The 11,949-nt window shown below is 62.8% G+C and carries 12 protein-coding genes; 3 read left to right on the plus strand and 9 right to left on the minus strand.

Annotated features, from left to right (window positions below; genetic code table 11):
• Window positions 1–128: 128 nt before the first annotated feature.
• A complete protein-coding gene (locus tag M2367_RS18540) occupies window positions 129–1,058 on the minus strand; it encodes an ABC transporter ATP-binding protein (protein ID WP_310504099.1) in 930 nt (309 codons plus the stop codon).
• A gap of 25 nt (window positions 1,059–1,083) precedes the next feature.
• On the minus strand, window positions 1,084–2,055 hold the full coding sequence (locus M2367_RS18545) for an HlyD family secretion protein (RefSeq protein ID WP_259237752.1): 972 nt from the start codon (window positions 2,053–2,055) through the stop codon (window positions 1,084–1,086).
• A gap of 214 nt (window positions 2,056–2,269) precedes the next feature.
• On the opposite strand from M2367_RS18545, the gene M2367_RS18550 reads away from it, so the two are divergent.
• The 3 genes from M2367_RS18550 to M2367_RS18560 all read left to right on the plus strand — a co-directional run bounded on the left by M2367_RS18550 (window position 2,270) and on the right by M2367_RS18560 (window position 6,095).
• Complete coding sequence (locus M2367_RS18550) at window positions 2,270–3,937, plus strand: DUF342 domain-containing protein (protein ID WP_404972886.1); 1,668 nt, start codon at window positions 2,270–2,272, stop codon at window positions 3,935–3,937.
• 211 nt (window positions 3,938–4,148) lie between these two features.
• Window positions 4,149–4,955: a sugar-phosphatase gene (gene yidA, locus M2367_RS18555; protein ID WP_259237754.1), complete on the plus strand. Its 807-nt coding sequence runs from the start codon at window positions 4,149–4,151 to the stop codon at window positions 4,953–4,955.
• A gap of 363 nt (window positions 4,956–5,318) precedes the next feature.
• Window positions 5,319–6,095 (plus strand): gamma-glutamyl-gamma-aminobutyrate hydrolase family protein, encoded by a 777-nt coding sequence (locus M2367_RS18560; protein ID WP_042040013.1) that lies wholly within the window; start codon window positions 5,319–5,321, stop codon window positions 6,093–6,095.
• A gap of 78 nt (window positions 6,096–6,173) precedes the next feature.
• On the opposite strand, the gene M2367_RS18565 is transcribed toward M2367_RS18560, so the two are convergent.
• The 7 genes from M2367_RS18565 to M2367_RS18595 all read right to left on the minus strand — a co-directional run bounded on the left by M2367_RS18565 (window position 6,174) and on the right by M2367_RS18595 (window position 11,894).
• On the minus strand, window positions 6,174–6,587 hold the full coding sequence (locus M2367_RS18565) for a hypothetical protein (protein ID WP_259237756.1): 414 nt from the start codon (window positions 6,585–6,587) through the stop codon (window positions 6,174–6,176).
• Between the two features lie 89 nt (window positions 6,588–6,676).
• Entirely contained in the window at window positions 6,677–7,396 is a 720-nt protein-coding gene (locus M2367_RS18570; protein ID WP_259237759.1) for an HAD-IA family hydrolase, read from the minus strand.
• A 59-nt stretch (window positions 7,397–7,455) separates the two neighbouring features.
• Window positions 7,456–8,412 (minus strand): tyrosine recombinase XerC, encoded by a 957-nt coding sequence (gene xerC / locus M2367_RS18575; RefSeq protein WP_259237761.1) that lies wholly within the window; start codon window positions 8,410–8,412, stop codon window positions 7,456–7,458.
• Window positions 8,396–9,082 carry a DUF484 family protein gene (locus tag M2367_RS18580; RefSeq protein WP_259237763.1) on the minus strand — a complete coding sequence of 229 codons (687 nt, stop codon included), beginning with the start codon at window positions 9,080–9,082 and terminating at the stop codon, window positions 8,396–8,398. Before M2367_RS18580 ends, xerC begins: the two co-directional genes overlap by 17 nt.
• A 211-nt stretch (window positions 9,083–9,293) precedes the next feature.
• A complete protein-coding gene (gene dapF / locus M2367_RS18585) occupies window positions 9,294–10,124 on the minus strand; it encodes a diaminopimelate epimerase (protein WP_005892702.1) in 831 nt (276 codons plus the stop codon).
• Between the two features lie 288 nt (window positions 10,125–10,412).
• Window positions 10,413–11,663, minus strand: coding sequence for a diaminopimelate decarboxylase (gene lysA, locus M2367_RS18590; RefSeq protein ID WP_259237765.1), 1,251 nt, complete (start codon window positions 11,661–11,663; stop codon window positions 10,413–10,415).
• Between the two features lie 18 nt (window positions 11,664–11,681).
• Window positions 11,682–11,894, minus strand: a complete 213-nt coding sequence (locus M2367_RS18595) for an LPS translocon maturation chaperone LptM (RefSeq protein WP_042040023.1) — start codon at window positions 11,892–11,894, stop codon at window positions 11,682–11,684.
• Window positions 11,895–11,949 lie beyond the last annotated feature (55 nt).

Here is an 11,949-nt window from a genome sequence, read left to right on the forward strand (position 1 = left end):
CCTCGTAGTGACTTCCGTGATATTCAGGTAACAGGGGCTCATCACCGCCCAGGCGCCAAAGGTGAGCCTGTCCCGGGCGAGCTGACGCAGCGCCTTCTGGGTAATGGCCCACAGCCGCAGCCAACGGATCATGCCCTCACCTCCTGGCCCGTGCAGCTGACGAACACATCCTCCAGGCTGGGCCTGACCTGCACCAGCTCGGCCCCCATCAGGGCTGGGCAAGCCTGACGCAACCAGGCCACAGGGTCGGCCTGCTCCTTGTCCACCAGCACTCGTAGCCGCTGACCGAGCTGGGCCGCCGAACGCACCATGCCCAGGGCGAGCAACTGCTGCTTGAGGGCGCGTAAATCCGGTGCCTGCACCTCCACCACTCGGGTCGCCATGGCATCCATCAGCCCCTGGGGTGAACCCTGCGCCCGTACCTGGCCCGCCTCCATGATGGCCAGATGATGACAGCGCTCCGCCTCATCCATGTAGTGGGTGGTCACCAGAATACTGGTCCCCGCCTCGCTGAGATCGAATAACTTCTCCCAAAAATCGCGCCGGTTCTGGGGATCCACCGCCGAAGTCGGCTCGTCGAGCAACAGCAGATCCGGCCTGTGAATGACGGCGGCGGCCAGGGCGAGACGCTGCTTCTGGCCACCGCTCAGCCCCCCCGCCCGCCGCCGGGCCAGGGGGGTGAGTTCATAGGTGCTGAGCAGCTCTTGCTGGCGCAGCGTCAGGGCAGGCTTGGCCATGCCGTGGATGCGCCCCATGAACTCCAGGTTCTCCCACACCGTCAGCTCGTCATAGAGGGAGAACTTCTGCGTCATATAACCGATCCGTTGGCGCAGCGCCTCGGCTTGCCTCGGGATCTCCAGTCCCAGCACCCTCACCCGCCCCGCAGAAGGGGTAAGCAGGCCGGTCAACATGCGCAGGGTGGTGGACTTGCCACAACCGTTGGGACCGAGGAAGCCATGGATCTGCCCCCTGGGCAGGCAGAGTGCCAACTCCTTGACCGCGACCATGTCACCGAAACGCCTCGTCAGCCCCTCGGCCAGGATCGCCGGCTCGCCCATGCAGGCACTCTCCTGGCGAGCCGTCTCACTCATCGTTCGGCTCCACTCGGTTCGGCTCCACTCGCAGGGGTATGCCGCTTGGCAAGAGGTTGGCGGCGGCCGGCAGATCAATCTTGGCCAGATAGACCAGCCGCGCCCTGTCCAGCTCGTTGAGTCCGTAATAGGGAGTGAAGGCGGGATCCTTGGCAATCCAGCGCAGGCTGCCCGTCATGGGGTCGGCCACCCCGTCGACATAGACCGCCAGTCCCAGCCCCGGGCCGTAGCGGGCCAGGTCAGGCTCGGGCACATAGACCCTGGCATAGGGTCCATCCTCGGCCAGCAGGCGAGCCAGTACGGCGCCGGTCGCCACCCGCTCTCCCAACTGATAGGGCAGGCTGTCGAGCCGACCGCCACGGGGAGCCCGCACGCTCAAATCTGCCAGCCCCTGAGCGGCAAGGGCCACCCGGGCACGGGTCGCGGCCAGGTTGGCCTGGGCCTCTTCGATATCCTCGATACGCCCTCCGTGCACCAGCTTGGCGAGACGCTGCTCCGCCCCCTGCCAGGCGGCCAGGGCGCCATCACGCTCGGCGCGGGCCCGGTCCAGATCCGCCGGGCTCATCAGCTGCTGACGTACCAGCTGGGCAACGCGCGTGAAGTTGCGCTTCCCCTCGCGCAAGTTGGCCTGGGCCTGATCCCGATCGGCACGGGCTGCGGCTATGTCCTCGGGTCTCTCACCATTGATGAGCCTGGCCAGGGCCGCGCGGGCCGCCGCTTCAGCGGATCTGGCCTCGGCCAGCACACTCTGCTGGCGGCTATCATCGAGCTGCACCAAGAGATCCCCGGCCGCCACCTGACTGCCCTCTGCCAGTGGCAGGGCACGGATGATCTCGCTCGCGGTGGCCGTCAGTTCGACCCTGTCCCGCTCGAGGGTGCCAAGCGCCCCCGGCGCAGTCGTCGGCTGACAACCAACCAGCGTGAATGCCAGCAGACAGAGCCCGCCTCTGTGCCATGAGTCCATCTTGCCTCCCCCTTGCTTGCGACTGTGCCCTGAGCATATCCCCTCCCCCCGGGGATTTCTTCAGCCCTTGTCACCCATTTGGACATAGCTCATTGACCAATAAGAAGAATGTTCAGGATACTGGGCCATCACCCACCCCCATCAGGGTATCGACAGGGTGGGAACTCATGGAATTGGTAGATAAATCAGTCAGATGGACTGTGCAGGAGCCAGGGTGTTAAGCAAAGAGTGGTTACAGCTGTCCGCAGATATGGAGTTGGCCTGCCTGCGCATCCTGCCCGGATCAGAAAAACCAGTGCGCGAAGCCGATGTGCTCGCCCTGCTGCACGCCTCCAACTGTCGCCGCTACCAGCCCCTGCACGAAGGGATCAAGCAGGTGGTCACCCTGCTCAATACCCTGCAGAGCAGACCCGATGCCCCCATTCCCCCCAATCCTATCCCTATCGCCAAGCGCCAGGACGCCCGGCTGATGATACTGATCGACAGCGACAAGATGACGGCCCGGGCCCAGATCACCTGCGATTGGGGCGGAAGACCCCTGACCCTTGAACAGATGCAGCAAGCCCTGGCCGAGAGTGAGGTCAATAACGGCGTGCAGGGTACCCTGATAGAGCTGGCCATCAAGCTCGCCAAGGAGGGGGCGCCTGGCAGCCTGATCCAGCCCGCCATCGCCCACGGCACCCCCCCCATCCCCGGTCTGGATACCCACTTCGAGCGCCTGGTTGAGACCCCGTCCGATCGCATCCTCACCCCCCAGGAAACGGAACACGGCAAGGTAGACCTGCGCGATCTCGGCAGCCTGGTCACGGTGCGCACCGGGGAACCCTTGATGCGCCGCCACCCGGCGACCCAGGGCTCCCCCGGCCTGACCGTCACCGGTCAGAACCTGCCTGTCAAACCGGGCAAGGAGATAGCCATGGTGCCTGGGGAGGGAACTGAGATAGCCACCGATGATCCCAACCTGATCGTCGCCAGCCGCCCCGGCCTGCCCTGCCTGGAGAAACAGGGCATGCGGGTCGACGATGTGCTCAGCCTCAAACAGGTGGATGCGCGCAGCGGTCACGTGACCTTCGAGGGCGCCCTGGTCATCAGTGGGGATGTGTTCGCCGGCATGCGCGTCAAGGCCAGCGGCGACGTGGTGATTGGTGGCTTCGTCGAGGGCGCCGATATCGAATCAGGCGGCTCCATCACAGTCCGCCATGGCATCATAGGTCGCAAGACGGAGGAGAGCGAACTGCTCTGCCGACTCACGGCTCAGGGGGAGATCCACGCAGCTTATGCCCAGTACGCCAGGCTCGAAGCGGGCGGCAATATCCATATCCAGACTCAGCTCACCCACTGCCACAGCCGCAGCGGCCAGGATCTGCTGGTCGGCGACAGCGCCATGCGCAAGGGAACCCTGCTCGGCGGCATCAGCATTGCCAATCGCCAGATCCTCGCCCCCAGCATAGGGGCCTCCGCCGCCAACCATACCCGGTTGCAGATCCTCGGCGGGTATTTCACCCACAAGCAGCAGGAGCAGGAGCTCAGACAGCGCAAGCAGGCTTGCCGGGAACAGCTGCTCAAGGTGCAGGACTTGCTGCTCAAGCTGCTGCAATTGCCGAGTGATCGCCGCAACCCGAAAACTCTGGAGAACATCAAGACCCTGCGTCTGCAGTTCCTGACCCAGAGCAAGGGGCTGGACGCCAAGCTCGATGAGGCCCAGCAAGCCCTGCAGCAACTCCTCAGCGAGATGGACGTCACCGCGACCCAACGCCTCTGTGCCGGCGTCGAAGTGGAGCTGGCCAACAGCAGCTATCGGGTCGACATCGACCATGGCCCCATCAGGATCGCCATCAAGCAGGATCAGATAGTGTTGCAGCCCTTCGAGGGGCGCAGATAAGCCACGCAGCAATATACCGCGCGCATCGCCACCCAGCGGGAGCCGATAGTGTGACTCCCCTTCGAAGGACGCAGCCACGCCGCAATCGCCACTAAGCGGGAGCCGATAGTGTGACTCCCCTTCGAGGGGCGCAGATAGGCCACGCCGTGATCCCGTGCGGGATCTTGGGTACACTCGCAGCTTGCACTCCACACAGAGCAGGTAGAAGTCGATGTACAAACTGATCGCATTAGATATGGATGGCACGCTGCTGACCCCACAAGGGGAGATATCCCCCCGCACCCACGCTGCCATCCAGGCCGCCCGCGCCCGCGGCGTGACCGTGGTACTGGCCTCGGGTCGCCCCCTGGAGGGCATGACCCGCTATCTGGAGGAGCTGGGCATGACGGGCCCGGATGACTATGTGATCAGCTACAACGGCGCCATGGTGCAACGGGTGGCGTGTGGTAGTGTCATTCGCAGCCAACTACTGACCGGGGCCGACGCCAGCCTGATCGCCAGCCTTGCCGACCAGCAGGGTGTCAATGTCCATGGCTTCTCGGTATCCCAAGGGTTGATCGCCCCCCGCCTCAGCCACTACACGGAGCATGAATCCCGTCTGACCGGCATGCCCATCAAGCTGGTCGATTTCGCCGCCCTGCCCCCTGACGAGGCCATCCTCAAGGTGATGATGATCGATGAGCCCAGCCTGCTCAGCCGGGCCATAGCGGCGCTACCTGGCAGCCTCTATGAGGACTATACCGTGGTACAGAGCGCCCCCTACTTCCTGGAGATCATGAACAACCAGAGCCACAAAGGCAGTGGGGTTGCCGCCCTGGCGGAGCACCTTGGCCTCAACGCCAGCCAGGTGATTGCCGTGGGAGATGCCGGTAACGACAGCCACATGGTCGAGTACGCAGGGCTCGGGGTCGCCATGGGCAATGCAACCGAATCACTCAAGGCCCTGGCCCAGCACATCACCAGCCGCAATGATGAGGACGGGGTCGCCCGGGTCATCGAAGAGTTTGTGCTGGCCTGAGTCAGCCTCTTTGTCAGCAAAACGGGTGGCAGGCATGATCTGCCACCCGTTTAATATATCCACCGACCAAGCACTCCTATTTCTCATAGCCAACCATCAGTTAGCCCTGAATTTGCCCATCCTCTCTCTTTCTGCTCACTGTTCAGTAACAAAATCAGCTCATTTCGTTTGACATATTTAACGGCCTTGGCAGACTGAAATCGGGGTCCAGGCCGTCATCTCTCTCTTCTCGCCCCTCGGCATAGCCCGATATGACGCCCCGGATCTCCTAGACTTGCCTTGAGGCAGGCCCTGATATTGGTCAGGGCGAGCCCAAGGCGCGAGACGTCCCCGCGGGACTGCAAAGGAATGCCAAGGTGATCTATGTCCGCACAAACACAAGCTGCCCCCACACGAAAGCCCCTGGTTCTGATGACGATGGGGATCCAGGCTCGCAATGGTCATGACTATCAGGTGATGACCCACAAATACATCAAACCGCTGGTCGAAATAGGTGGCTGTACCCCGCTACTGGTGCCCACCTGCTGCGGCATCGAGGATCTCGACAGCTATCTGGCCCTGGCCGATGGCGTCTATCTGAGTGGCGCCGGATCCAACATAGATCCGGCGCTCTACGGCGAGCCAAACCTGACCCCGGACAAGGCCCAGGACAGGGAGCGGGATCTGTTTGATATTGCACTGGTACGCGCCGCCATCGACAAGGGGCTGCCCATACTCGGCATCTGTCGCGGCATGCAGGAGATCAACGTTGCCCTCGGCGGTGACATCCATCAGAAGGTCTACTGCGAGCCGGGTTTTGAGGATCATCGCGAAGATCCCCAGACTCCGCCCGAGGTGCAGTATGGGGAGAGCCACATGGTCGAGCTGGTCGAAGACAGCTGGTTCGCCGAACTGATGGGCGCCACGCAAATACCGGTCAACTCACTGCATGGGCAAGCCATCAAGCGTCTGGGCAAAGGATTAGCGCCGCTGGCCTATGCCGAAGATGGCCTGGTCGAGGCGATCCATGCCCCAGCGCTGCCTCAGTTTACCCTGGCAGTGCAGTGGCATCCCGAATGGCATGCCAAGGACAACCCCCACTCGGTCAAGATCTTCACCGCCTTCGGCGAGGCCTGCCGTCAGCATGCGGCCCATGGCTAGCGTGCCGCGATACACATCACGAGAGAGGGGCCATGGGGCCCCTCTCTCGTGATGCACAGCGCCCAAGGCGAGACATGCTCAATCGCCAAATCCCCGCGCCTTGAGTTTGGGCAGGCCACCGCGCACCGGCCGCAAGCCACGGCAGGCATCGATGCCCTTCAGCCCCCGCTGTATGTGATCCGGCGAGTGACCAAATACCATGCCATTGCTGCGATACAGGCTGTCACCATCGAGTTCGAAGCGCTCGCCACCGATGAGCAGCGGCTGCTTGCCCTCCACCCTCTTGCCGCGTTTGAGGGGCAATACCAGATCGGTAAAGATCTCCCCCGTCGCACACCCCTCACGCCAATGGGCTTCATCGGAGAAAGAGGTGATGGCAATCTCTCGCCAGGAGCCATCGCTGAACTCGACCCGGTAGCTGTCAGTCAGCAGATCGCAGCCCCCCAGCCACAGCAGGCTTGCCAATAAACCGTAACGACTCAACACCGCCATCCACTCCTTTGTTCTCCAGGCGCTGCAGCATAAGAGCTGCACCGCAGGTACACACGCTCATTAGCCGCGGCCATCTTCATCATGCGGGTTCACTCATGGCCGAGCAGCAAAGGACCCAGTTCGTCCAAACGGTTGAGCATCAGATCCGGTAGCTGGGACAGGCGGCGCCAGTCCCCCCCTCCCTGATTGAGCCAGGCAGCGCGGTAGCCATGCAGGCGAGCACCCAGCACGTCGCTGCGCTCATGATCCCCCACGTGCAGTATCTCGGCGGGGGCCAGTCCCAACTCGGTCGCCGCCTGCACGAACAGGTCCGGCGCCGGCTTCATCCGCTGACCCTCCCCCGCCTTGTAGACCCCCTGGAAGTAACCGTCCAATCCGGCCCGCACCAGATCCAGATTGCCATTGGTGATCGCCACCAGAGGATAACGGCGTGCCAGGGCTGCCAGCAGCTCATGACTGGCGGCAGGCACAGTGATGGCGGAACGCTCGGCCATAAAGCCCTCGAACAGCTCGGCCGCAACCCCCTCGGCGGCCCCCGCCTCCATCCCCCCCTGGCACAAGGCCAGTTGCAGGCTGAGCTTGCGCGTCAGGCTGACGTCATGACAACGCTCAGGGTCCTGTTGCAGCACCTGACGCTTGCAGGCCAGCCAGCGATCGGCATCCATCATGGCGCCCGCCAGATAGTCGCTGCGCAGGCGTGCCAGCATCCAGGCATCGGCCCGCGCGATATGGGGGCCATTGTCATAGAGGGTGTCATCGAGATCGAACGAGATAGCCTTGACCGGCTGCCAGCGGCGGAAGAAAAGCATTGTCACTCCTGTTGTTCTGCATGCCCACCCGCCGCCATTTTTACCATGACGACCCGGGCTTACTCTTGTTCCTCATCCCCGGCGCCACGCCGCTTGGCCCTGGGGTGGGCACCGTCATAGACCTTGGCCAGATGCTGGAAGTCGAGGTGGGTATAGATCTGAGTGGTGGATAGATTGGCGTGGCCAAGCAGCTCCTGCACCGCCCGCAGATCGCCGGAAGACTCCAGCATATGCGTCGCGAAGCTGTGCCTGAGCTTGTGGGGGTGAACGTGGGCGTCGAGGGCCTGCTTGCTGCCCCAGCCATCGAGACGCATCTGCACCGAGCGCGCCGAGATGCGGCGCCGCTGTCTGGAGACGAACAAGGCAGGCTCCTCCCCCGAGGCAAGCAGAGGCCGCAGGGCCAGCCACTTGTGCAGCCACTCAAGGGCCATGCGCCCTATGGGCAGCACCCGCTCCCGGGAGCCCTTGCCCACCACCCGCAGCTGGCGATCGTCCAGCCGCAGATCGGTCAGGTCCAGCCCCACCAGCTCGGCAAGGCGCAGGCCGGAGGAGTACATCAGCTCCATGATGGCGCGATCCCGCACCGCCAGCGGATCCTGCTCATCGGTGATATTGAGCAGCTGATACATCTCATCCACGTCCAGGTTCTTGGGCAGGGGCCGCCCCTGCTTGGGTGTGCTGATACCCCGCGCCGGATTGGCAATCAAGCGCCCCTGACGCACCTGCCAGTCGCAGAAACTGCGCAAGGCCGAGAGCTTGGTGGCCAGGGAGCGCGGGGCCAGTCCGCCCTTGTGCATCCTGCTCATCAGGCTGCGCACCTGACTCGCCTCCAGCCCAGGCCAATGGCTCAGGCCCAGATCCACCAGCTGGCTGGTCATCGCGATGAGGTGAGACAGGTAGTTGCTGCGGGTATGGCCACTCAGCTGGCGCTCCACCCGCAAGTATTCGATGAAGTCAGCCAGATCCTGCGCAAGCGCAGGAGGCAGGCAGGCAAGTCCGTCAGCGCTGACTGTCACGGATGAGTTCCGGCAGACGCAGTTGCAGCAGGCGCCCGAGCTGACCGAGCAGCAAGGGATCGCTGTGGGGGGAGAAATGGCCGGGATCCGAGCTGGCAAAGGCCAGCAGCCCCAGCTCGCCTAGCCGCATCAAGGCCACGGAGCCGACCAGGGTGTCGCTGCCAAAGAGTTGCTGCTGTTCGCTCTGGCTGAGGCGCCCAAAGTAGAATCCCTGACCTGGCAGACGCTGGCCCATGATCTGCTCTATCCCCTTGCTCAGCACGAGGAAGCGTTGCCCCTCCCCCGGTTGATACTGCTTGGGGCTGAGCCAGAGCCGCACGCCAGAGAGGCGCAGCTGCTCAACGAAGGCATTTTGCAGGGCGCTCACCAGCTTGCTCAGGGTCTGGCAGCCATAGAGTTCGCCATAGAGATCCGCGTAGATGCGAAAGATCCGTTCGTTCGCGCTGGCCAGGCTCATCAGCTCGGTGATCTCGAGCTCCAATCCCTCGATACGCTCCCGCTGGCGCTCGAGCTGACGCTCCACCAGCGAGACGGTGCCCTTGCGCTCATGGGGAATGCGCACGCGATCCAGCATGCTCGCATGCTGCTGGAAAAATTCGGGGTAACGGCTCAGGTACGCCAGCACCATGGCCTCGTCGGCCTCATGCTCCTGCCGTTTAACTTCACTCATGTTGATCAATCCCGTCTTGATGACCCTGTGCGACACGCGTCCGGGTGGCGCCTGCACAGGGAACACTGGTAGCCAGGCCTCTATTAGAGCGCTATCGGGGCATCAAATACAGTCGCGTTTGCACATCAATGCATTGAGGCGGCCGCCCCCAGCCCCCTCCGCCTGCCGGGCGGCCCCACATAGAGAAAAGGCGGCCTAAGCCGCCAGCATCTCACAGCTCGATTTGCCCATCGAACACATGCTCGGCAGGGCCCGTCATATAGACAGGCTGGCCCGGCCCCTTCCAGGCGATGGTCAGCTTGCCACCGGGCAGGGAGACGGTCACCCGCTCCTTGAGCTTGCCCTGGCTCATGCCGATCACGGCGGCGGCGCAGGCACCGGTGCCGCAGGCCAGGGTCTCCCCTACTCCCCGTTCAAAGACCCGCAGCCGGATCTGAGTGGCATCGACCAGCTCCATGAAGCCGACGTTGACCCGCTCGGGGAAACGTTCGTGGCGCTCCACTATGGGGCCCAGGGTCTCGACCGGCGCGGCATCGACCGAGGGCACCTCTATCACGCAATGAGGGTTGCCCATGGAGACGGCGCCGCACATGACGGTGTGATCCTGTGCCCGCAACAGATATGTCTGCTCCGCCTTCTGGGCGCGAAACGGGATCTTGCCCGGCTCGAACTGGGGAACTCCCATGTTGACCGTGACCTGATTCTCCCCTTCCAGCTGCAAGATGATGCGGCCACGGGCCGTGCTGACCGAGATGCGATCCCGGTTGATCAGCCCCTTGAGCCGCACGAAGCGAGCGAAACAGCGAGCACCGTTGCCGCACTGCTCCACCTCGCTGCCGTCGGCATTGAAGATACGGTAGTGAAAATCGAGCTCGGGATCATAGGGGGGTTCGACCAGCAACAGCTGATCAAACCCTATTCCGAAGTGGCGATCCGCCAGCTTCTTGATGACGTCACTGCTGAAGAACAGCTTCTGGGTGACACCATCGACCACCATGAAGTCGTTACCCAAGCCATGCATCTTGGAAAATTCAATTAACATCTTTTTTCCCTGCGCTGTTCAGGCCGCAACAGCAGGTCGTCCACCACCATGAAGCCGTTATCCGACACCCCATGCATCCTGGATAATTCAATTAACATCTTTTTTCCCTGCGCTGTTCAGGCCACAACAAAAGATCGTCCACCATCATGGGAGCGTTATCCAACGCCCCATGCATCCTGGAGATATCAATCAACATCCTGCGTTCCTGTCCCCGTCATCACCCGCTCAAATAGCCCAGAGGAGCCTTGAGAGTCAGAAAAGAGACCCTCTCGCGCTCCTCCAAGCCGGTCAAGGCAGCAGATGCTCGCCCTGCCAGAGTGACTCCAGCGGCTCACGTTCCCGGATGAGAAACGCCTGGTCACCGTCGACCAGTACTTCGGCGGCGCGAGGGCGGGTGTTGTAGTTTGAAGACATGGTAAAGCCATAGGCACCGGCCGAACGCACCGCCAGCAGGGAGCCTTCGCCAATCGCCAGGGTGCGCTCCTTGCCGAGGAAGTCACCGGTTTCGCACACCGGGCCCACCACATCGTAGAGGGCTGGCTCATGCAGGGCCTTGCTGTCGACCTCGATGATGTTCATCCAGGCGCCATACAGAGAGGGACGCAGCAGATCGTTCATGCCGGCGTCGATCAGCGCGAAGTTGCGGGTCTCCCCCGGCTTGAGGTATTCAACCCGGGTCAAGAGCACACCGGCATTGGCGACGATGGCGCGGCCCGGCTCGAACAACAGGGTCAGTTCGCGACCGGCCAGCTTGGCTTTGAGGGCCTCGGCATACTCGGTCGGGTGTGGCGGCTGCTCGGCGCCATAGTTGACTCCCAGGCCACCACCTACATCCAGGTGATGGATGTGGATCCCCTCCAGCGCCAACTCGTCGATCAGCCGCAGCAGCTTGTCCGCCGCCTCCATGAAGGGGTTCAACTCAGTGAGCTGGGAACCGATATGGCAATCCACCCCCTTGATCTCGATGTTGCTCATGGCCGCCGCCTTGCGATAGATGGCGGGGGCCTGCTCGATGGGGATACCGAATTTATTCTGTTTGAGACCGGTCGAGATATAGGGGTGAGTACCGGCATCGATGTCCGGGTTGACCCGCACCGACACCCGCGCCACCTTGCCCATGCTGGCTGCGACCCGGTTGAGGCGCTCCAGCTCCGCTTCGGACTCAAGGTTGAAGCAGAGGATCTCTTTATCGAGCGCCAGGCGCATCTCGGCTTCGCTCTTGGCGACGCCGGAGAAGACCACCTTGGCCGGATCGCCCCCCGCCGCCAGCACCCGCGACAGCTCGCCGCCGGAGACGATGTCGAAGCCGGAGCCGAGGCGCGCCAGCAAGTTCAGCAGCGCTATGTTGGAGTTGGCCTTGACCGCATAGCAGACCAGGTGGGGGATGGCCCCCGCCGCCTGATCGAAGGCATGCCAGTGGCGCTCCAGGGTCGCGCGGGAGTAAACATAGAGCGGGGTGCCATGCTGATCGGCCAGCTGTTGCAGATCAATCTGTTCGGCCTGGAGCTGGCCAGCGGCGTTGTAATTAAAGTGATCCAAGGGGCGGTTCCTTCCAAATTATGACGAGTGCGGCGTAGCCTCTGGGGTCGCCTCGGCCGGGGTCTGGGGAGTGCTCTGCGAGTCTTTCGCCGGTTCGGCTTCAGACGGAGTCGACTGCTGGCTGTCCGGCTGTTCGGCCGGCGGCATATAGAGCGGGCCTTTCAGGCCACAAGCAACCAGGGTGAGCGACAGAAGAGCGGCAGACAGGCACCGGACGAGTTGAATGATCATAATGGTTCGCTGCGAAAAAAATTTTGGCCCTCTATAATCGCACTCACATTGTTAA

This window comes from Aeromonas sp. BIGb0445 (genome assembly GCF_024809075.1).
Classification (GTDB): Bacteria; Pseudomonadota; Gammaproteobacteria; order Enterobacterales; family Aeromonadaceae; genus Aeromonas; species Aeromonas rivuli.